This is a genomic window from Bradyrhizobium sp. P3_C3 (genome assembly GCF_056402655.1).
This window is the reverse complement of record NZ_JBFUGY010000073.1, coordinates 1-20,811: the sequence shown is the minus strand read 5'-3', so window position 1 is coordinate 20,811 and position 20,811 is coordinate 1. Positions and strand designations below refer to the sequence as shown.

Genomic DNA, 20,811 nt, shown 5'->3' with positions numbered 1-20,811 from the left:
CTTCAGTAGGCGGACTGCTGCGAGAACGCGTAGCGCGGATTGATGCCGCAAGAGGCCGACGTGCCGGAGGCGGTGGCGAGGCACTGCTGATAGCTCGCGAACTGGCAGTTGCCGGGATAGCCCCACATGCGTCCCTGCAGGCAATATCGATCGTTTGCAGGATGTGCCTGGGCGGCCGGGGATGCTACGGCGACCAGGGCGGCGAACGATGCGAGAGTGAGGATGATGCGACGCATTTCAATCTCCTTCGAGAGCGGGTGGACGGGAACGTCAGCGAGCTGGGCTCGTCTGAGGCATGTCATGCCTATCTTGGTGTCGGCGGAATGCCGTGCGTTCGCGACGTGGCACATCATGACGCAGCTGGCGGCCAGCAGTGTGATCTACGCCACAGTTCGCGGTGGGGGTCCGGGCCTATCGTGGCCGACTTGCGCGCGTCGATCCTGGAGAACTAGGCTTGTCTCATTCGGATCAGGTATTTTGGAGGTTCTAATGCAAAGGTCATATTTGCTGGCTGCGACAGCAGCGCTGGCGCTTTTCATGCAAATACCGCTCGCGCTGGCCCAGAGTGCGCCGGCCGGTGGAACCGCAGCGCCTGCGGCGACAACCACTGCGCCGGCAGCGACGACGACAACGCCGGCCGCGACCAGCGACACCTCCAGCCAGCCGGCCGACTCCAAGAAGAGCGCATCGAAGAAGCCGGCGAAGAAGAAGATGACGCGGCAACAGGAGATTGATCATTCGGTCGACAGCGGCACGGTGCCCGCGCGCTACCGCAGCTCTGTGCCCAGGCAGTACCAGCAGTACATTCCGTTCGATAAGCAGTGACGGATCTCACGGCGGCGCGACGCGATCGGGTCGGGCCGCCGGTGCCATCGTGTGACGGCCTTGGCGTGACGCCTTGTCGTGGCGCCTTAACCAAGCGGAATCCGGCCATACATCCCCAGTGGCGGTCTGCGAGAGCGGTGCTAGAGTAGGCCGAAGCCCCGGGGGGAGAAATGAGCGACGACGTGAAGGATGCTGGCCTTGTGGCCATGATCAGCAGCATCCTGGGAGGCAACAAGCGCGCAGACAGCAGTGCTCCGCCGCCGCTCACCGAGGTTCCGCCGACAGCGCCGACGAACGGGTTCGAGCCGATCGAGCCGTCCACCCCCGATCCTGCACCGGCCGAACCCAACGATGCGCCCGATGCCGTGCCGGCTGCCGCGAAGCCGGTCGAGCGGCCGGCGAAAATCACGACGACGCCTGATGGCAAGAAGTTGCTTCCTGCCGAGGCGATTGCCGATCTGGTGCTTGGCGAGCTGCGCAAGCTGGAGAATTTTCCGGCGACCGGCGCCTCCGTCACGGTCTACGGTTACAAGCACTGGAATGCGATGATCACCTTCGCGCCGTTCTCGACCACGTTCCAGAACGCGACGCGGTTCCGCCAGGCCGTACCGGACCTCGTCTTCAAGCTGCGCCGTTTCGTTGAACTTGAGATATAGTCCGGGACAATCACCGGCTGCTGTTCGGCGCGATTCCCCGTTGTGGGGCGAGGCGCGAGCGGGTGTCCGAAACAGTTCGACAGGATTTTGAATTGAGCGTCGCCTTTACCAAGGAAGAAAGCGCCGAAACCGCGTCCGAGACGCTGCTGCCGGATCGCCCGGTCTCGCCGCATCCAAACCTCGTGACGGAAGCCGGCTTGCAGGCGCTGCAGGCGCAGCTTCGCGAGGCGCGCGAGGCCTATGAAGCCGCGCAAGCCATCGAGGACGTCAACGAAAAGCGCCGGCAGTCGGCGGTGCCCTTGCGCGATGCTCGCTATCTGACCGAACGGCTGCGCACGGCGCAGGTCATTCCCGATCCGGCGTCGACCGATGTCGTCGCCTTCGGCAGCACCGTGACCTTCAGCCGCACCGACGGCCGCGTGCAGACCTATCGCATCGTCGGCGAGGACGAAGCGGATCCAAAGGCCGGATCGATCTCGTTCGTGGCGCCGGTCGCGAAGTCGCTGATCGGGAAGGCGGTCGGCGATGTCGTGGGTTCAGGCGCGCAAGAGATCGAGATTCTGTCGATCGCATAGCGATGCGATCCGAGGCCAGAATGATGCGCGCGTAAGGATCGAACTCCGACGGCTCTGGCTTCGGATTGGTTTCGCCAACTTCGAGGCGCCGCTGGGTCAGTTGCGCTGCCGCGATTCACTTCGCTGTTCAAAAGCCGCGAAGGTCATATAGTGAGGGCTATCAAGACCAATTCATTGCGTGTCAGGCCAAGGGAGCGATCCATGCGGAAGTCCCTATACTTCGTCATCGCAGCCGGTCTCGGCCTATCAGGACCACAAGCTCTGGTCGCGCAAGACGATGTAGATCAGCAGCTCGGCAGCGTTCATTTCCAGACCTCTTGCAACGATGTGGCCCAGCGTCGTTTCGATCGCGGGATGCGCTATCAGCATTCCTACTGGTACGCCAACGCCAAGGAGATCTTCGAGGAAGCCATCAAGGCTGACCCGACATGCAGCATGGCCTATTGGGGCATTGCGCTCACCTACATGGACAATCCGCACAATGCGATTCCAAAGCCGAACCTCGCGCCAGGCCTCGCCGCGATCATGAAGGCCAAGGAGATCGGCGCCGCGACCGAGCGCGAACGCGACTACATCGATGCGCTGATGGTGATGTATGCCGACTACGACAAGATTCCTCACGTCCAGCGGATGCGCATGCTGCGTGACGCGCAGGCCCGCGTCGCGGCAAAATATCCAGACGACGACGAAGCCCAGATCGCCTACGCCATTACGCTCAATACGTCGGCGGATCTGAACGACAAGACCTACGCGCAGCAAATTAAAGGCGCGGCGATTCTCGAGCCGATCTCCAGGCGGCTGCCGCTGCATCCGGGCGTGACGCATTATCTGATCCATCTCTACGACTACCCGGCGCTGGCGCAGAAAGGGCTCGATGCCGCCAATCGTTACGCCAAGATCGCGCCGGCCGCGCCGCACGCCCAGCACATGCCCTCCCACATCTACACGCGCGTCGGCTATTGGAAGGAATCGATCGACTCCAACACCGCTTCCGTGAAAGCTGCGATGGCCGAAAAGTCGGTCGGCAACTACCTGCATGCGCAGGACTACATGGTCTATGCTTACCTCCAGCTCGGCCAGGACAAGCAGGCGCGCGCCGTCATCGACGACATGATCAAGGAGACCGACTTCAAGGCGACAGTCGCAGCCGCAGACTACGCACTGGCGGCTTCGCCCGCGCGTTATGCGATCGACCGTGGCGATTGGGAGGGGGCCTCGCAGCTGCCGGTCAGGCCGAGCAACCTCAACTTTGCGATGGCGGTAACGCATTTCGCCCGGGCCCTCGGCGCGGCGCGCTCTGGCAAACCGGAAGCCGCCAAGGCCGACATCCAGAAGCTGGCGGAATTGCGCGACAAGCTGCAGGACGCCAAGGACAATTATTGGTCCGGAATCGTCGACATCCAGCGTCAGGTCGCCGTCGCCTGGGTGCTTTACGCCGAGGGCAAGTATGACGAGGCGCTCAATGCGATGAGTGCCGCGGCGGATGCAGAGGACAAGACGGAAAAGCACGTGATCACGCCCGGACCGCTGGCGCCGGCACGCGAGCTTTACGGCTTCATGCTGCTCGATCGCGGCATGGCCAAGGAGGCGCTTGCTGCATTCGAGGCAACCAAGGCGAAGGAGCCGAACCGCTTGCACGCTTTCGCGGGAGCGGCCAAGGCGGCCGAAGCCCTTGGTGACAGGGAAGCGGCACGGCAGAACTGTCAGCAGCTCGTAACGCTGACGGCCAGCGCCGATTCGGAACGCCCCGAGGTCGCGGCGGCGAAGCAATACCTCGCCAGCAACTGACCCGGAACGAGCACGGTGGAATGATGAGAAAGGCAGCCGCCATCGCCGTCGCAGCAATCTCGCTGGGAAGCGCGCTGGCGGCGTCGCTCTTGTGGCTCCATGTGCCACGGCATGCCGCCGCAAATTCCGCCACGCCGGTGTGGCACGAGGTGACTTGGCCGTTCTCGATCGACCAATGGGGCAAAGGAAAGGCGTTCCGCTGCAAGGCGGCCGACTGCGGCGTCGAGGTGACGCTGTACCTGCGCGCCAAGATTGGTTTTTGCAATTGCACGACGGGCGTCGCCGATGATGATGACCTCGATCGTATGGGCGATACCGTTCTCCTTGGCGAAGTCTCTCCACGCGGTTCCGGCCATCCCATCAGGATCGCGTCGATGAACGGTCGCAGCCGCGCCTACACGCTCAACTCACGTGGCGCTCCCGGCAAAACGCTGGTGTCGGTCGTCTACAACGAGCGTTGCGACATGATCGCAGCGACCGCTGTCACTGGCTCCGATCGGCCGGAGACCATCGAACCCCGCGTGATCGAGTTTTTGGGCGGCAGCACCGCGATGCACTGGGCTGAGGTCACACTGGGTCTGTGATCGACTGCACCTTCCCGATCGGCGGGCATTTCAATGCGGCCAATGGCCCGCGCAGCTGGGGCGAGGATTGCTATCGACAGGGGCAATCTCATTCGCCTAAACATGAGCCATGCGTTTCCGTTGTCTTGTCCCGATATCGAAGGTCTCCGCCGTGTCCGCGAAACAAAGCGCGGCGGCGGGATGAGACGGTTTCTGTCGGGGGCGTTGCCGTTCTACGCGCTGGCCGGATTGGCCATGTGCATGTACCTCGTCCTGTACAAGACGAACCTGTTCGACTTGAACGCCATCGTCCAGGATGCGACCGGTTCGGCATGGTTTCCGGTCTTCATGTTCGCTTGCGTGCTCCTGGAGTCGGTCTTTCCGTATTTCGGCTATTTTCCCGGAACCGCCCTCATCCTGATGTCCGTGGCGCTCAATCCGAAGCCTGCGGATGTCTCCGTTTTCATCGTGGCGTGGGCGGCCATCATCGTGGGCGCCGTTCTGAGTTACGGACAGGCTCGCTTTTTCAGGCCGATGTTGCAGCGGGTTGCCTCAAAAGCGGCACTGGGCCGATGTGAGTCCCTCCTTGACTCCTATGGTCCTTATGCGCGCGTTGCCTTGTTCGTTCATCCCAACGCTTGCGCGATGTATTTCACGGCGCTCGGACTTCTCGGCCGGAACCTGACGCGAGAGCTTGCCCATCTTTGCGTGGGTGCAGCGGCTTCCGTGGGCATTCTGTTCGTCGTCGTGACCAGGCTGGTGTCGTCCGCAGGCGCCACCGATGATGGGGAATTGCAGGTGCTGCTGGCGGCAGGCCTGGTCGCCATCGGAACCCTCATCGGTCTCTACGCGGCCTTGCGGCCGGATCGGGCTGCTTGAAGCTTGATCCGGAAGAGCGCGAAGCGGTTTTCCGACCAGAGAGCCCGCTTTGAGCTTGGTCGGTCATGATCCATGTGCGGAAGCACCCAAGTCAGAGCCTAAACCAAGGCAGGGTGAGATAGACGCAAGCGATCATCGAGAGGATGGGAATTACCCACACCCATCCCGACCAGAAGTTTCGCACTGAACGTCCGGGTAACGACGCAGCAACGAGGGCGACGATCAGTGCCCCGAGCGCGGCCGTCGCGGCCCACCCGTACCAGTACATCGCTGGAGCTAGAAATCCCATCGCAGGGTCAGCAACGTCTCGCGAATGATGCGTGCCCGCCAGCACGATGCCGAGCGACGGGAAAACGGTGAAAAGAGCAAGGTCCTTTGCGAGTGCAACCACGTAGAGGAAGCCAAATGTCGTCCCGAACGCGAATGCAAAGCGGCGGAACGCAGCCGATAACGTCATGCGCCGAAACCCCTGATGTTGTTTACGACGTGGCCAGTTAGGAAGCCCCACCAGATGACAAAGGCGAGGATCGAGGTGAGCATCGTGCGCGTCTGAGCAGGCTCGTCGGCACGCGGCCGTCGCCAGCAAACCCAGTAGGCTGGTAGCAACGCAAAACCGATAGCGGCGAAGTGCTCCTTGAGGTCGAAGAAGCCCAGGGCTGGCCAATGACCGGCGCGCTCTAACTCTGGCCTGATGTCGACGCGAAAATACAGATAGATGATCCCACCAAGCAGGATGGAGATGGCATACAAGACGACGACGGCATCGGCGAACCGGGCCGATGACACGGAGCGAAAGCGGCCGAAAAACGAACTGGGGCGCGTTCCCACAGTCGCCCACGTCGCCAAGGTCTGGTGCGTAATCGCGCCAAGCAGTGCAACGGCGACCAAGCCGTGAATAATCAGGAGTACTGTCGCCAGAACCTCACTCCCGGCCTATTGCCCGCTTGCTGTCACGTGAAGAGTTCCTCAGTCCCGAATGGCTCCGCCGACCACGGCCGGAAGCGATTGAGGGTGAACTTGGTCTTCTGGCCGGGGTCAACGTCCACCAGCACGTAGTTGTACTCCTCTTGCGGAGGCTGGCCCTTCCAGTAAAGGTCCCGCGGATAGTCGGCGGGCACCTTGATGCTGGTTCGCCCTGGCAGGATTGGGTCTTGTTCTGCGCCCCCACCGCCCAACATCAGATACTTTACCCCATCTACATCGTAGATTTCCGTGGTGTGGACGTGCCCGTTCAACACGATCACCTCCATGTCCTTGGCATACGACGCAATCACCTTGTGCGGGTTATCGGGAGCCGGGATCGGGCCTAAGCCTGACCGCGCAAACACGGGATAGTGGAAGACGATAAACGCCTTCCGAATGCCATTGGCCTTCGCCTCGTCCATCCACTTTTGAAGCTGCGTCATCTGCTCGGCATATTTTGGCCGATCAGCGTCCCACAGCGACGGCGAACGGTAATCGTACTTGCCACTCCAGAGATAGATGAAGCGGGTGCCCTTGAAGTCGAATTTGTAGATGAGGTTTTCCGGCGTGACGCCGAATTTTTTCAGATACGGCACAGCCGAAAGTACGCCCTCAATCTTTGGGTCGGCCCACACCTCATGATTACCCACACTCATGAAAAAGCGCCCATCCAGACCGGCTGCGCGCATCTCGTCGTCCGGCGCGGGTAGTTTCTTCAACATTGTTTCGTTCACGCGCTTCCAGTATGGGCTGTCACTCACGGTCAAGCCCTGATTGCCCCACCACACAGCGTCACCGCTATTGACCACGAATTTGGCGCGACCGGATTGAACGTCCTTGACAATTTCGCGCGTCACCCATTCGCCGCCCTGAAGCCGGAACATGGTTCGATGCACTCCGGGAAGCAGTTTCACGTCTTCAACGGATGCCTCAGTGACCCAACCCTTATCTACCGTCAGGGTCATCACTTCCGTCTTGGATGCGAACGGCATGACGACCTTGACCAGGTCCTTTGTGACCGGGTCGAAGATCATCTTCACATCCTTCGCTACGACGGCCTCGGCGACCTTTTCCGGCATGACCAATCCGAACATCTCGACGAAGAACTTGCTGAGGTCCGGTTGTCCCTCTTTCAACGGGAGGTACATCATCGGTCGGGTATCGCCGACCGCAGCGAATGAAAAGCCGCCCCCGATGGAGACGGGTGCCTGCGCGGTTGTTGTTTGGGCCTGCGCGTTGGCAACGACCGGCATGGAGAATGCTGGGAGCGCCGCAAGTGCGCCTAGAACCAGGCGACGACTGGGCTCGTTAGGCCAAGAGGATTGCATGATGATCACCCCTGATCGAGGAGAGGGAATGAGCCGCCGCATAGGGCGCGCAAACAGCCCGATTTGCCGGCCGTTTCCCGTAGACCTTCAGCGGTGGGTAAGCTTGATATAGATCAACGTCCTCATCTGCCGTAGCAGCGAGCAGATAGAGCGGCGGCTGGCAGCTTTTCTGGCCGCGGAGGTTTGCGGGCATCGCAGGTGTGCAGAAATACAGCGGCAAGGACGTGGCGAACCCACACAGGTGGCGAGCATGATGTCGATGAAATTGCCGCTGTGGCTTCGCTTTTTCCTGCTCGTCGGCGTCGTCGCCTTTGCGGCAGGCGCGGGTCTCCTTGCCTATCGGTACTACAGCCGCCCGGTAACGCTGACTGTGGCGGTCGGCTCGCTCGACGGCGAGGCAGCGAAGGCAATGTCAGCGATAGCAGGCGAGTTCGTTTCAGCGAACGCGCCGGTCCGGCTCAAGGTCATCGACAGCGGCACCGCGCTCGAGGCCGCTGCGGCTTTCTCCGCGGGTAAGGTCGATCTCGCTGTGGTTCGCGGCGATGTCGGCGACTTGTCGCAGGCGCAAGCCGTCGTCGTCGTCAGTCATATGGCCGTACTGATCATCGCGCCGCCGGGATCGTCCATCGACAGCATTGCCAACCTGAAGGGACGCACGGTCGGCGTGGTCGGCGGAGCAGTGAACGCCAAAATTGTCGATGTGTTGACCAAGGGATACGATCTGGCGGGCGCAAAAGTTGTCTTCAAGAACCTTGCTTTGACGGATGTCCGGCAAGCCATTCAGTCAAAGCAAGTCAGCGCCCTGCTTGTCGTGATCCCGCTCGCCGAAAAATACCTCTCGCTCGTTCGCGGATTTTTTCAGCTTGACCGTAAAAAGACCCCGGTACTGATCCCAATCGAGTCCGCGGGGGCAATTGCAGAGAATGAGCGCGCTTTTGAAAGCTTCGACGTCCCGAAGGGCACACTGCGGGGATCGCCGCCGGTCCCGGAAGATGACCTGACGACTCTGAGGACCTCGCTATATCTGGTTGCGCAAAAGAAGCTTGGCACTGATCTGGTAACCGACCTCACGGAGGCGATCATGAGCGCGCGCAGGAATCTTCTGCGTGAGCAGCCGATTTTCGCGCAGATCACCGCGCCCAGCACCGACCAGGATGCCTACCTTCCGCTGCACCCTGGCGCCGCAGCCGTCTACAACAGCACCACGCAAAGCTTCATGGATGAATACGGCAACTGGATCTATTTGACGCCGATGGTACTGGGTGGCGCTGCCACCATGCTTGCGGCGGCGTGGAAATTCCTGGGCCTCGGCAGCCGCGCAGCCGAAGGCCCGCTCGATTCTCTCTACGCCCTGGCGCGCCGGATTCGGAAAGTCGATACAGAGGCTGAACTTTCGGATATCGAAGACGAAATCGACCGCATTCTAAAGGCGGAGCTCGCCAAATCCGCCGCTGGAGACGAGAGCGCGGTGGATGATGCCACATTGAACGTGGCAGCCCACCGGCTGGAGAGCTTGATTCACGACCGACGCACATTGATCGCCAAGGGACCCGCAGTTGCCTCCGCGGCGAAGGCGACACAGCGCTAAGTCACGACACGCCTCGCAACACACTGGTGAATCATGAATGCAATCGCGCTATCGTGCATCACGTTTCTATGCATCTCAGGCGGTGCCCTGCTCGGTATGTTCCTTCCTGGGCATCACCTGAGCACGGATGACAAGGATGTGGTCAGGCTGGGCACGGGCCTCATCGGGACGATAGCCGCGCTTGTCCTCGGTCTGCTGATCGCCTCGGCGAAGGGCTCCTACGACACGCAGAGCACTCAAGTCACGCAGATGACGAGCAATGTTGTCCTGCTCGACAATCTGCTGGCGCAGTACGGACCGGAGGCGAATGACGAACGCAATCTGTTGCGGCGCGCCATCGTTGTTTTAGCCGATCGAATGTGGCGCGAGAAAAGTTCCGAGGTTGCCAAGGCGAACCCCTTCGAGGCGAGCGCCGCAAGCGACGCATTCTATGCGAAGCTTCAGCAGCTTTCGCCGCAGAACGATTCCCAGCGCTCCCTGCAAGCCAGGGCCATACAGGTCGCCACCGACATCGCGCAAACCCGCCTGCTGCTGTTCGCACAGACGAACAACTCGATCCCTATGCCGTTCCTGGTGGTGCTGATTTTCTGGCTCACCATCATCTTTGGAAGCTTCGGCCTGTTTGCCAAACCCAGCGCAACCGTTTTCGGCTCGCTGTTCGTTTTTGCACTGTCGGCCGCCGGGGCGATCTACCTGGTCCTGGAGCTGGGTCAGCCATTTGCTGGTTTGATGCAAATTTCCAGCGCGCCACTGCGCGACGCCCTCACGCCGCTCGGCCCCTAAGCCATTCGCATGATCGAGATTGCCGGCCAGAGCGAGCCCCGACGGTTATCGTGGTCGTCGCGACCTGCTGCCGCGGCTTTTCGAATTGATCAAGGTGCGCATTGTGCTGAGATGTCCGAATCTGGCTCATGTCGGTCGGCTGATTTCTGCTTGCGAGGGCAAAGCGGACGTTTGGGAAATTAGCGAGGTCGGCTAAGGGCCACAAGCAGACTCCGGCGTCTGGTCGATCACTTCGAAACAGTCGTCATAATGGACAGGCCGGTAATCCGCACCGGACGATGCGTCGAGTGCGACAAGGCGCCTAGACGTTGATCTCGGCCGCTGCCCGCACAATCGCTGCTACGGTTGCCTTGGCTGCCGGCGACGAGGTTCTCCCTCGCAAACGCACGATGCCCGTGCTTGACGGCGGCGACTGCCAGCCATGTACGACAAGCCGGACAAGCGCGCCGGATTCCAGCTCCCCCCGTACCGCCGCGTTCGTCGCACCCAGAACGGTATCTGTGGTGAGCGCGACCGTCTTGAGCAGGCCGTAGTTGTCGCACTCGAGCGCAATGGCGGCCTCCTGGCCCGCAGGCAGGCCCAGCAGGGCGGCGAGCTCCACCTTTGAGGGGCTCAGCAACTTCGGTGCGGCGAGACCGTACGCCCAGACGTCCTGCAGCATGTGCTCGCGCCCGGCCAGCGGATGTCCTGCCCGCACATACAGGCCGGCCTGCTGCCCCCCGATCAACTGGATGTCCAGCGCGGCATCCCCAGGCATGTCACGGACATCGGCGGCAAAGAACTCGATGCTTTCGGTACGCAAGCTCTCCAGCAACTGCGCCCAGTTGCCGACCTCCATGCGCAGCGCCACCTGCGGGTGCTGGCGGCGCAACGCCACAAGCGCGCGTGGCATCAGGGTGGCCGTTAGCAGCGGCCCGACGCCGAAGGCCGTGTCGCCGAGCTGGCTGTCGCGGTAAAGATCCACGTCGCGCTGCAGGCAACGCGCCTCGAACAGCAGCTTGCGCGCCCGCTCAATGACGAATTCCCCGGCACGGGTGGGGCGGACATCACCAACGTCGCGGTCGAACAGGCGGATACCCAGGTCGTTCTCGATGGCCTGGATGCTGCGGCTGAAGGCCGGCTGGCTCAGGTGGGCGGCTGCGGCGGCGCGGGCGAAGTGCAGAGTGTCGGCAAGGGCGACAACGTGATTCAGGCGGCGCAGATTCACGGCATTGCTCTCCATGCATCAAGACGATGAATATTATGCATTGGACGCAATATGGCGACACCCCTTAGACCGTTCCACAATTCAAAACATGAGAGCGGCAGGAGACGTCCCATATGAGCTCGCAATTGCAGTACCTCTTAATTGGCGCCTGCATCCTAGGCTTTGCCGCCATGGAGTTCGTCACCCGGCGGTATCAAGCCACCGTGCGCGGCAACGCGACAGCCAACGACGCCTGGCTTGAAGTGCTGATGTTCGTCAGCCTGATCGCCATCACCCAGCCTATCGCACTGCTAGGCAGCAACGCGTTGTGCAGCTGGCTCATGCCGACGCAGCACGACGCCTGGGCCAACCTGCCATGGTGGGCGATGGCCGGACTGCTGCTCATCGGCGATGACCTCACGCAGTACCTCTGGCACCGCGCCTCGCACACGCCCTTGCTGTGGCCGCTGCACCGCGCGCATCACAGCGCGGCCTACATGAGCGTGCGCATTACCTACCGCAACAACTTCTTTTACTACCTGATGATGCCGGGCCTGTGGATCGGCGGCGTGGCGGTGTACCTGGGTTTCGGCCCAGTCTATGCGGCGTACCTGGTGATCAAGTTGGCGGTCATCCTGGGCGCGCACTGCGCTTGGGCGTGGGATGCGCCGCTGTACCGCATCCGCGCCCTGCATCCGCTGATGTGGGTGCTGGAGCGCACCATCTCCACGCCGGCCACGCACCAGGCGCACCATGCGCTCACCAACGAAGATGGCATTGGCCACTACAAGGGCAACTTCGGCAACCTGCTGTTCTTCTGGGACGTGCTGTTCGGCACGGCGCATATCACACGCAAATATCCCGCCAAGGTCGGCCTGCAGGACGACATCCTGTTTGGCCCGGAGCGCTGGACGACGCAGATGTTCTACCCGCTCGTCCACTCAAAGCGCGAACATTCGGCGCTCCGCCCCGGCGGCCGTGGCTTCACCGAAGCAGACCTGCAGACCGAAGTTAAGCAGAAGGCCACCTGAACGCGGGTAGCGTCGAGGCGCCGCAGCAAGCGTTCGCGATGCCTCGGAAGGAGCTGGAATGGGTAACCATCTGGTCCGCGAGCGGCGTCTTGGCCACACCGAGATGAGCCGAGCGGAAACCATCGTGCTTGCGGCTGGAGCACCGCGCTTGTGGCGGTCTTCATCCGACTCATTGGTATTGGTTAGGAGAAGGCGATGATCGTCTGTTCTTGCAATGTGTTCAGCGACCACCAGGTGCGGTCAGTGGTCATAAAAGAAGCGCGACGGCCCCGCATGAGCGAGGTGTATGCCTGTCTCGGATGCTGCGCCCAGTGCGGCTGCTGCGCTCGCGCCATCAAGCGGATCATGGATGAGAGGCCGGGCTCCGTCCATGCGAGCGCAAGCATGCACTGACTTGGAGTTGACACGGCACGGTCAGCGCGTGCCCTGGTTATCCACCTGGAGGACACGCGAAACCCAGAGAAAGCGAACATCATGAACGTGCCTGTCAATTTCCGTTCCGTCGACATTCCCACCGAACTGCAGTCCTGCTTCGCCGCGCAGCGGGCGGCCTATTTGGCGGCGCCCGAGCCATCCTACGATCAGCGCATTGCTGACCTGAAGGCCCTCGGGCAACTCCTGAAGGACAACAAGGACGAGCTGGTCGCAGCGATCAACGCCGACTACGGCAACCGGTCTGAATTCGAGACCCTGTTCGCCGAATATTTCGTTGTCCTGGAAACAATCGCCGACGCCAGAAAGAACCTGAAAAAGTGGATGAAACCGCAGCGCAGGCACGTCGACTTCATGACCTACCCGCTCGCGCGCAACCGCGTCATCCCACAGCCGCTCGGCGTCGTCGGGGTCATCGTTCCCTGGAATTTCCCGCTTAACCTCAGCTTCTGCCCGCTCGCCGCAATTCTAGCGGCCGGCAATCGTGCGATGGTCAAGATGTCGGAAAATTCAAGAGCGCTCGCCGAGGTCCTGATCCGTGTCTCGCCAAAGTATTTCCCGCTCGAGAAGCTTGCCTTTTTCGAGGATGGCGGCGGACGAGGACCCGCATTCTCGTCATTGCCCTTCGACCATCTGCTGTTCACGGGATCCGGCGCGACCGGTCGCGCAGTCATGGCAAACGCGGCCCGCAACCTCACCCCTGTCACGCTTGAATTGGGCGGCAAGGCACCTGCAATTGTTGGGCCTGACTTCCCGGTCAAGACAGCGGCAGAGCGCATTCTCTGGGTGAAGATGTTCAATGCCGGTCAGATCTGTACGAATGTCGACTACATGTTTCTGCCCAAAGGGAGTGAGGACGAGTTCGTCCATCATTGCCGCAAGCTGTTTGCCGAGCGCTTCCCGGACATCAACGGTCAAGACTACACGTCGATCATCGATGAACCGTCGTTCACGCGGCTGCAGGCGACCCTGGAGGATGCCCGTACAAAGGGTGCAGTCCTGGTCAATCTTGCGGAACGGCAGATTCCGGACACGAAGCAGCGCAAATTTCCACCGCATCTCGTGCTAAATCCGACGGACGACATGATTGTCATGCAGCGCGAGATCTTTGGCCCGATCCTGCCGATCAAGACCTATACAGATCGGCAGGAGGTCGCCGACTATATCAATAGTCACGACCGACCGTTGGCAATCTATCCATTCACCTCCGATGCCGAGCTGCGCGACTTCTACATCTCGCGGGTGATGTCGGGTGGCGTATCGGTCAATGAAGCTCTCCTGCACGTCGGCCAGCACGACCTGCCATTCGGTGGGATCGGTGCGAGCGGTATGGGCCATTACCACGCGCGCGAGGGGTTCAACACCTTTTCAAAATTGCGCCCGGTCTTCTATCAAGGTCCTCTCTCGCCGATCCAAATGCTATTTCAGCCGCCCTACGCCGGCCGCCCAATGAGCATCCTGCGGACGATGATCAAGTGGAAGACGTGATGCGTGACTGTGGCAGATCGGCGCCAATGATATGCGCCGCAAGCCTGGGCGGATGCCGGGCGTCGTCGGCATTTTATCCCGGTATCGTCGCGGTCGATCTCAGCCAGGGCGGCGCACATTTTGAAGCTCTGCTGACCATAGTGACTGCGGCGTCGATTCATTCTCATTCGCACGGAGACCGCCATGAAGGGTAACGTCTTTATCATCACCGGCGCGCTGGGCGCGCTTGGCAAGGTGGTCGCCGAGGAAGCCCTTTCGCGCGGCGCGCGAGTCGCTGGTATCGATCATGCTGAGTCGCAGTTCGCCGCAACAGCCCAGCGGATCGAATTCGGCCGCATCGACCTGACCGATGCGGCACAGGCGAAAGAGGCGATCGATGCCGCCGCCGCGCATTTTGGCGCGATCGACGCGCTAATCAATATTGCTGGCGGATTTGCCTTCGAGACCATTGCCGACGGCGATCCCAAGGTTTGGCAGCGCATGCATGCTCTCAATGTCGAGACCGCGCTGAATGCTTCGCGCGCAGCGATCCCGCATCTTCTCAACTCGCGGGCGGCCCGCATCGTCAATATCGGTGCGACGGGCGCACTGCAGGCCGGCCCCGGCATGGGTCCTTATGCGGCGTCGAAGGCCGGCGTGCATAAGCTGACGGAGTCACTAGCTGCCGAGTTGAAAGGCAAGATCACCGTCAATGCGGTGCTACCCTCGATCATCGATACCGCGGCAAACCGCGCCAGCATGCCGAAGGCCGATTCTTCCGAATGGGTCGCGCCAAAGGAACTCGCCGATGTCATCCTCTTCCTGGCGAGTGACGCCGCCAGCGCCGTTACCGGCGCGCTGCTGCCGGTCAACGGACGGGTCTGAAGCGGGGTTGCGCCGCTACCAGCTTCCGAAGCACAGCTCAGCTACCGGATGCCCCTGCGCCGATATCGATGTACGTCCCAGTCGCCTGTCCCGCAAAGACCACCGAAAGATGATAGTCCTCGAGGTTCTGTGAATAGGATAGCTCCAACCCAGCTTACTGCGATGACCGAGGTCGGCATGTCCGCTTTGGGTCAAAAGCCGACCTCGGGTGAATGACCGCTTTTGGCAAAGCGGACGTTCGCACGCCTCGCAAGGGAGCTTTCAGCGACTCTTGAAATCTAGGATCAATGGTGGGCGCACATGGGTCGAACCATCGGCCTCTCGCGTGTCAAGGCGGGCTAGTCGCAGGGGGGGCGGGCCTCTCCTTGGATGATGCCATCATGCCGGTGTTTTGCCCGACGCGTCAATCGAATTTCGGAAAAGGCGTAACCCATTGATCCGACTGACGCCGGCTACTGTGCATGGGGTTGTTTTCGACATTTTGGTTCGGACGGTCCCCGACAGCCGCGAGGCTTGGGCGACCGTCGGCAACCGTCAGGGTTCAGGAGGATGGATGGTGGGCGCACAAGGGATCGAACCTTGGACCTCTCCCGTGTGAAGGGAACGCTCTCCCGCTGAGCTATGCGCCCGGGACCATCATGCCGACGGCCGGACTTTCGGCCGGCCGGCACATCGGAGCCCGCGATTTAGAAGTGCGGGCCAAAGGTGTCAAGTTTCCAGGCGCCTCGAGGCCGGAAAACCTTCCGTCAATCACGCAATCGCAGGCGAATCCGTGGTTTGGGCCGCTTATGCGCCCTGCTGGCGGGCGCGGGAGGCGTGGGCCTGGAGCGCGCGGATGCGCTCGGCGAGCGTTCCGCCGCCTTCGGGCAGGGTGATTGCGGCCGCGCCATTGCCGGCGGCGTCATTGGCCGGGCGCGGCGCCGGTTTCGGGGGCTGGCCGGCCTCGGCCGCCAGCAGGGCCTCGATCGGCGAGTTCGGGCCTTCGAGCTGCATCGCGAGTTTTGCAACTTCAGCTGCGATGTCGTTGATGCGCTCGCGCAGCAGCGCATTCTCCATGCGCTCGGTCGCCCAGGAACTCTCCGCCTGCTGCTGGATCGCATTGATGTCGCGCTGGAGCTTGGCGCGCTCGTCGCGCGCGGTGCGCAGCTGCTCCTCCAGCGCGGTCTTTTCCGCGCGGAGCGATTCGAACGCCGCCGACGACTTGCCGCCGCTCAAGCCGGCGATCTCGACGCGCAGCTCCTTGATGATGCGATCATTGCCCTCGTTGGCCTGGCGGAGCTGGTTGTTCTCGTAGTCGCGCTCGGCGAGCAGCTTGCCCTGCGTGGCGAGGCGGCCTTCGAGATCGGCGACGCGGCCCGACAGCATCTCGGCCTCTTTCACCTGCACGATCAGCTGGCGATCGAGCTCGGTGACGCGCTGGCTCAGATTCTCGACACGGCCGCGCGCATCGCCGAGCTCGCGCGAGGCGGTCTCGGATTCGGTACGCTCCTGCGTCAGCCGCGCTTGCGTGGCGGCAAATTCCTTCTCGGCGTCGCCGACGCGATTTTTCAAGTTCTCGATCTGCGCGCGCACCGCGACCAGCTCGACCTGACGGCTCTCCGCCATCATCGAGCGGTCGGACAGCTCGGAATTGATTTTTGCGAGCTCGCCCTGCTTGTCGGTCAGCGCATTCTCGGCGGCGCGCAGGGCGTCGGTCTTGGTGTTGAATTCCTCTTCGGTGGCGCGGAGCTGCTCCTTCACCGCCTTCTCGCGTGCCTCCAGCGCGAAGATCGTGGCGTTCTTCTCGCCGAGCTCGATCTTCATGCGGTTGATGGCGTCGCTCTTCTTGCCGAGCTCGGCGAGCTGGCTCGTGGTCTTGTTCTTGAGCTGGTCGACGCTCATCTCGAGCCGCCGCGCCGACATGGCGAATTCGGCCCGGAGCTGGTCCTTGTCGGCCTGGATCTCGGCCATCGACAGCGGCGTGGCGGCCTCGAGCCGGCGCGTGGTCAGGCGGACCGCGCGGTTATGCACCAGCGGCACGATGGCAAGCCCGCACAGCATCGAGAGCAGGAAGCCGATCGCCAGGTACATGATCGGTTCGACCATGGGGCCAGAACTCCGAAAGCAAGGAAAAATTTACCAAAGACAATGCATGGCGGGCCGGCAAAAAGCCAGCCCCGCCCTGTTGTTAACGTGAATCCGGAATCGGACCCGAGGAGGGAGCCCTAGAGCATGATCCGGACCCGAAGGGCCGCGTCAGCGCAAAGTGCGCAACGGTTTTCCGGAAAGATCATGCTCGAACAACAATCTAAAGCGCGATCGCGCCTTAGAACGGGTTCCAGGTCGCGCGCGGGGTGAATTTCAGATAGCCGATATTGGCGCCCAGCCGTAGCCCAAGGCCCGAGCGGATCGGCACCAGCACGATGTTGTTGGCGGTGAGCGCCGTCATGCCGAAGCCGCCGATGATATAGGCCGAGCCGTCGATGCCGGCGAAGCGCTGGTAGATCGCGTTGGTGGCGGGCAGGTTGTAGACCAGCGTCATGGTGCGCGCGCCGTCGCCGCCCCAGTCGAAGCCGAGCGAGGGACCCTGCCAATAGACGCGCAGGTCGCCGGCGTTCTTGGTGTAGAGCGTGCCTTCGCCGTAGCGCAGGCCGGCAACGAAGGCGCCGGACCCTTCCTCACCCAGGATATAGCCGTTGGGCAGGCCCCATTGGCTGACGGCCTTCTCGATGATCGAGGCGAGCCCACGCGAGACGTTGCCGAAGAAGCGGTGGCCGGCGGTCACGAGTTCGTCCGGCCCATAGGTGCTGGGTGACGGGCTCCGCTGCGGCGGCGGCAAATTGGGCGGCGGCGGCTGCTGGGCGGAGGCCGGGACGATCCAGCCGACCAGCGCGGCAAGCGCGACCGCAGCAAGGCGTGATGCGAAAGTCATAAAAGAACCCCTGGTATCGAATCCCGCCGCTTCCTTAACCTGACGCCAACAGGCACGGCTCTAGGTTGCGCCGGATGTCCCCTCGACTCGGATGTTATCCGCAGCAACTATGACGGCACAACGGCAGGAAGATAGCCCTTTGCGCCCCGGAATCGCCTTGATCCGCTTTCTGGTCTGCCTGATGGCCGGCATTTGGATCGCTTGCGCAGGTTTGCCGGCCGAGGCGGCCACCACCGAGCGGATCGTCGTCAACCGCTTCAGCGGCGTCGCGATCGAGGGTTTCGACCCCGTGGCCTATTTCGTCGATGGCGCGGCCGTGCAGGGGACGGCTGAGTTCGAGGCGAACATCTGGGGCGCGGTCTGGCGTTTCCGCAACGAGGGCAACCGGGCGTCCTTCCTGGCCCATCCCGAGATCTATGGACCGCAGTTCGGCGGCTACGATCCGGCCGACATCGCCCGCGGCGTCGCCGTCGCCGCCAATCCCCGCTTCTACGTGATTTCGGCGCAGCGGCTCTATCTGTTCAGCCGGGAGGCCAATCGCGATGCCTTCGCCGCCGACCCGGAGCGCTTCCTCTATGAGGTGCGCAAGCGCTGGCCGGCGCTCCAGGAACAGCTTAGTCAATAACAGCTCAGTCAGTAGCAGCCTGCCGCCCGCGGATCGCCCCAAGCGATGAACTCCGGGATGATGAAGCCGGTGTCGCCGCGCTGGCCGAATCGGAGCTCGCCACCCTTGCCGTCGGTGACCTTGCCGCCGGCCGCCGTCACGACCGCGCAGCCCGCCCCGACATCCCATTCGCAAGTGGGTCCGAAGCGGGGATAGATGTCGGCGCTGCCCTCCGCGATCCGGCCGAATTTCACCGCCGAGCCGACCGTCTTCCTGACCGCATTGGGCCGGCCGTCGATGAACGCCTCGCTTCTGAGGTCGCCATGGGAACGGCTCACCGCCGCGATCCAGGGCTCGCCCTGCGTTGGCAGCGTGCGGGTGCGGACCGGTTCGGCAGCACCGATGGTCGCGCCGTCGAACCTGACGCGCTCGGCGCCGCGGCCGACGATGCCGCGCCAGAGCAGACCGAGCGCGGGCGCGGCTACGATGCCCAGCAGCGGCACGCCTTCGGTCACGAGGGCGAGGTTGACGGTGAACTCGTCGCGGCCGGCGACGAACTCCTTGGTCCCGTCGAGCGGGTCGATCAGGAAGAAGCTGTCGCGGAATGGCGGCGATGCGAGCTGGGTCCGCTCTTCCGACAACGTCGGCACGTCGCCCGCAAGCTGTGCCAGGCCGTCAGCGATGATGCGGTCGGCGGCGAGATCGGCCTCGGTGACCGGCGAGCCGTCCTGCTTGCCGTCGACCCGCATCGCTGCCCGGTTGACCGCGAGGATCGCTTCGCCCGCCTTCACCACCAGCGCGGTAAGCGGCTCCATCAGGTGGGAGGCGGCCGGGCCGTCAATGATCCGCTTCACCTGCATGCCTCATTCATCGGCAATTCCATCCCTACTCGACTGATTCGCCGCGGCTTTAGGGCCGCTTCGAACCGATCGCAAGCTAGCTGCCACGGGCTTGCGAATGTTAGAACCTGCGGCATTCGTCAAGCATGCGTGATTCGCCGCGTCCGCGCCGTGCAATTCCAGGAACCCTTTATGTCTGACGCTTCGTCACCCGGTACCGCTACCGCTCCAGATGCGCTCGAACTCGCCGCGCTCCTGTGCTCGCGGGTCTGCCACGATCTCATCAGCCCTGTCGGCGCCATCGTCAATGGGCTCGAAGTGCTCGACGACGATCCCAAGCCCGAGGATCGCGAGTTCGCGCTCGATTTGATCCGCAAGAGCGCGAAAACCGCCTCCGCCCGCCTCCAGTTCTGTCGCCTGGCCTTCGGCGCGGCCGGCTCGTCCGGCGCGCAGATCGATCTCGGCGATGCCCAGACCATGGCGCGCGGCCACATCGAGGACGGCAAGTGCTCGATCACCTGGAATCTGCCGCGGCTCTTGCTGCCGAAGAATCGCGTCAAGCTGCTGCTCAATATGCTGGTTGTTTCCCAGCACACGATCCCGCGCGGCGGCATGCTGACGATCGATCCGATCGGCGAGGGCGAGACCATGAGCTTCCGGGTCACCGCGACCGGTCATAATGCGCGCCTGCCGCAGAACATCTCCGAACTCCTGAGCGGGGAGCGCGGCCCGGCCGCGGATGCGCACGCGATCCAGCCTTATTATACGCGGCTGTTGGCAGAGGCTTGCGGGCTCACCGTGAGGCTCGCGCACGAGGGCGAAGCGATCACCATTACCGCGTCGTAAGCGCGCCGCCGCCCTCAAACGTTAATCGAATCTTTACAAGGCGCTTCGGCTTGTCCGGAGCGCCTTATCTCTTTGTTGGTTCCGTTCTTTTGCACATACTCAACCATTATTAAACGCTTTGCGGTGAAGCTGGCCCCATTCCGAAATGGCGCATCACAAGTCGTGCGCGCCCTCCCTGTATGAAGGCCTGTTTTCATGGATGATCTGTTGCGGGAGTTTTTGACGGAGACCAGCGAGAGCCTGGACACCGTCGACAATCAGCTGGTGAAGTTCGAGCAGGAGCCGAACAACGCCAAGATCCTGGATAACATCTTCCGCCTGGTCCACACCATCAAGGGCACGTGCGGCTTCCTCGGCCTGCCGCGGCTTGAAGCGCTGGCACATGCCGGCGAGACGCTGATGGGCAAATTCCGCGACGGCATGCCGGTGACGGGGCAGGCCGTGACGGTGATCCTGTCCTCGATCGACCGCATCAAGGAGATCCTCGCAGGCCTCGAGGCGACCGAAGCCGAGCCCGAGGGCACCGACCGCGATCTCATCGACAAGCTGGAAGCGATGGTTGAGCAGGGCATGGCCGCAATGGCGGCTGGCAGCGCTGCTCCCGTTGCTGAAGCGCCGCCGCTGGTGCCGGAAGCTCCGGCCGAAGCCAAGGCAGCCAAGGC

At 62.4% G+C, this 20,811-nt stretch carries 22 protein-coding genes and 1 tRNA gene; 14 read left to right on the top strand and 9 right to left on the bottom strand.

Annotation, left to right across the window (positions count from 1 at the left end; translation table 11 throughout):
• Positions 1-2 precede the first annotated feature (2 nt).
• The gene (locus AC1DW2_RS41075; RefSeq protein ID WP_477008908.1) at positions 3-236 is read right to left on the bottom strand and encodes a DUF3551 domain-containing protein; all 234 of its coding nucleotides are present in this window, start codon (positions 234-236) and stop codon (positions 3-5) included.
• Positions 237-489: 253 nt separating this feature from the next.
• Here AC1DW2_RS41075 and AC1DW2_RS41070 point away from each other — a divergent pair, with 253 nt between their 5' ends.
• From AC1DW2_RS41070 to AC1DW2_RS41045, 6 genes are all read left to right on the top strand, one after another.
• A complete protein-coding gene (locus tag AC1DW2_RS41070) occupies positions 490-825 on the top strand; it encodes a hypothetical protein (protein ID WP_477008907.1) in 336 nt (111 codons plus the stop codon).
• Positions 826-995: 170 nt separating this feature from the next.
• Entirely contained in the window at positions 996-1,481 is a 486-nt protein-coding gene (locus AC1DW2_RS41065) for a hypothetical protein (RefSeq protein ID WP_477008906.1), read from the top strand.
• A gap of 92 nt (positions 1,482-1,573) precedes the next feature.
• Positions 1,574-2,056 carry a transcription elongation factor GreA gene (gene greA / locus AC1DW2_RS41060; protein ID WP_071909690.1) on the top strand — a complete coding sequence of 161 codons (483 nt, stop codon included), beginning with the start codon at positions 1,574-1,576 and terminating at the stop codon, positions 2,054-2,056.
• Positions 2,057-2,257: 201 nt separating this feature from the next.
• The gene (locus AC1DW2_RS41055) at positions 2,258-3,844 is read left to right on the top strand and encodes a tetratricopeptide repeat protein (protein WP_477008905.1); all 1,587 of its coding nucleotides are present in this window, start codon (positions 2,258-2,260) and stop codon (positions 3,842-3,844) included.
• Positions 3,845-3,864: 20 nt separating this feature from the next.
• On the top strand, positions 3,865-4,428 hold the full coding sequence (locus AC1DW2_RS41050; protein WP_477008904.1) for a hypothetical protein: 564 nt from the start codon (positions 3,865-3,867) through the stop codon (positions 4,426-4,428).
• A gap of 180 nt (positions 4,429-4,608) precedes the next feature.
• Positions 4,609-5,286 carry a hypothetical protein gene (locus AC1DW2_RS41045; protein WP_477008903.1) on the top strand — a complete coding sequence of 226 codons (678 nt, stop codon included), beginning with the start codon at positions 4,609-4,611 and terminating at the stop codon, positions 5,284-5,286.
• Positions 5,287-5,377: 91 nt separating this feature from the next.
• On the opposite strand, the gene AC1DW2_RS41040 is transcribed toward AC1DW2_RS41045, so the two are convergent.
• The 3 genes from AC1DW2_RS41040 to AC1DW2_RS41030 form a co-directional block, all read right to left on the bottom strand.
• Positions 5,378-5,743, bottom strand: a complete 366-nt coding sequence (locus AC1DW2_RS41040) for a hypothetical protein (protein WP_028151240.1) — start codon at positions 5,741-5,743, stop codon at positions 5,378-5,380.
• Positions 5,740-6,174 carry a hypothetical protein gene (locus tag AC1DW2_RS41035; protein ID WP_071909693.1) on the bottom strand — a complete coding sequence of 145 codons (435 nt, stop codon included), beginning with the start codon at positions 6,172-6,174 and terminating at the stop codon, positions 5,740-5,742. The genes AC1DW2_RS41040 and AC1DW2_RS41035 overlap by 4 nt, the downstream gene beginning before the upstream one ends.
• Positions 6,175-6,236: 62 nt before the next feature.
• Positions 6,237-7,502 carry a metallophosphoesterase family protein gene (locus AC1DW2_RS41030; RefSeq protein ID WP_477008902.1) on the bottom strand — a complete coding sequence of 422 codons (1,266 nt, stop codon included), beginning with the start codon at positions 7,500-7,502 and terminating at the stop codon, positions 6,237-6,239.
• 325 nt (positions 7,503-7,827) lie between these two features.
• On the opposite strand from AC1DW2_RS41030, the gene AC1DW2_RS41025 reads away from it, so the two are divergent.
• Complete coding sequence (locus tag AC1DW2_RS41025) at positions 7,828-9,165, top strand: TAXI family TRAP transporter solute-binding subunit (protein ID WP_477008901.1); 1,338 nt, start codon at positions 7,828-7,830, stop codon at positions 9,163-9,165.
• A 33-nt stretch (positions 9,166-9,198) separates the two neighbouring features.
• Complete coding sequence (locus AC1DW2_RS41020; RefSeq protein WP_477008900.1) at positions 9,199-9,948, top strand: bestrophin-like domain; 750 nt, start codon at positions 9,199-9,201, stop codon at positions 9,946-9,948.
• Positions 9,949-10,249: 301 nt separating this feature from the next.
• Here the strand turns inward: AC1DW2_RS41020 and AC1DW2_RS41015 are convergent, their stop codons facing one another.
• Positions 10,250-11,155: a LysR family transcriptional regulator gene (locus AC1DW2_RS41015; protein WP_477008899.1), complete on the bottom strand. Its 906-nt coding sequence runs from the start codon at positions 11,153-11,155 to the stop codon at positions 10,250-10,252.
• 113 nt (positions 11,156-11,268) lie between these two features.
• On the opposite strand from AC1DW2_RS41015, the gene AC1DW2_RS41010 reads away from it, so the two are divergent.
• From AC1DW2_RS41010 to fabG, 3 genes are all read left to right on the top strand, one after another.
• Positions 11,269-12,165, top strand: a complete 897-nt coding sequence (locus AC1DW2_RS41010; protein ID WP_477008898.1) for a sterol desaturase family protein — start codon at positions 11,269-11,271, stop codon at positions 12,163-12,165.
• Between the two features lie 474 nt (positions 12,166-12,639).
• Positions 12,640-14,085, top strand: coding sequence for a coniferyl aldehyde dehydrogenase (locus AC1DW2_RS41005; protein ID WP_477008897.1), 1,446 nt, complete (start codon positions 12,640-12,642; stop codon positions 14,083-14,085).
• Positions 14,086-14,268: 183 nt separating this feature from the next.
• Positions 14,269-14,949 carry a 3-oxoacyl-ACP reductase FabG gene (gene fabG / locus AC1DW2_RS41000; RefSeq protein WP_208084844.1) on the top strand — a complete coding sequence of 227 codons (681 nt, stop codon included), beginning with the start codon at positions 14,269-14,271 and terminating at the stop codon, positions 14,947-14,949.
• A gap of 554 nt (positions 14,950-15,503) precedes the next feature.
• On the opposite strand, the gene AC1DW2_RS40995 is transcribed toward fabG, so the two are convergent.
• The 3 genes from AC1DW2_RS40995 to AC1DW2_RS40985 form a co-directional block, all read right to left on the bottom strand.
• A tRNA-Val gene (locus AC1DW2_RS40995) sits at positions 15,504-15,578 on the bottom strand.
• Positions 15,579-15,735: 157 nt separating this feature from the next.
• Entirely contained in the window at positions 15,736-17,034 is a 1,299-nt protein-coding gene (locus AC1DW2_RS40990) for a coiled-coil domain-containing protein (protein ID WP_166349652.1), read from the bottom strand.
• A 220-nt stretch (positions 17,035-17,254) separates the two neighbouring features.
• Positions 17,255-17,860 (bottom strand): DUF1134 domain-containing protein, encoded by a 606-nt coding sequence (locus AC1DW2_RS40985; protein ID WP_028151234.1) that lies wholly within the window; start codon positions 17,858-17,860, stop codon positions 17,255-17,257.
• A 139-nt stretch (positions 17,861-17,999) separates the two neighbouring features.
• Here AC1DW2_RS40985 and AC1DW2_RS40980 point away from each other — a divergent pair, with 139 nt between their 5' ends.
• Entirely contained in the window at positions 18,000-18,485 is a 486-nt protein-coding gene (locus AC1DW2_RS40980; RefSeq protein ID WP_477008896.1) for a YHS domain-containing (seleno)protein, read from the top strand.
• 8 nt (positions 18,486-18,493) lie between these two features.
• Here AC1DW2_RS40980 and AC1DW2_RS40975 read toward each other — a convergent pair whose 3' ends face one another.
• Positions 18,494-19,324 carry a 3'(2'),5'-bisphosphate nucleotidase CysQ family protein gene (locus AC1DW2_RS40975; RefSeq protein WP_477008895.1) on the bottom strand — a complete coding sequence of 277 codons (831 nt, stop codon included), beginning with the start codon at positions 19,322-19,324 and terminating at the stop codon, positions 18,494-18,496.
• A gap of 171 nt (positions 19,325-19,495) precedes the next feature.
• Here AC1DW2_RS40975 and chpT point away from each other — a divergent pair, with 171 nt between their 5' ends.
• Together chpT and AC1DW2_RS40965 are read left to right on the top strand one after the other, a co-directional pair.
• On the top strand, positions 19,496-20,149 hold the full coding sequence (gene chpT, locus AC1DW2_RS40970) for a histidine phosphotransferase ChpT (protein WP_166349669.1): 654 nt from the start codon (positions 19,496-19,498) through the stop codon (positions 20,147-20,149).
• Between the two features lie 195 nt (positions 20,150-20,344).
• Positions 20,345-20,811, top strand: a 467-nt coding sequence (locus tag AC1DW2_RS40965) for an Hpt domain-containing protein (RefSeq protein ID WP_477008894.1), incomplete at its 3' end; no start/stop codon positions are given.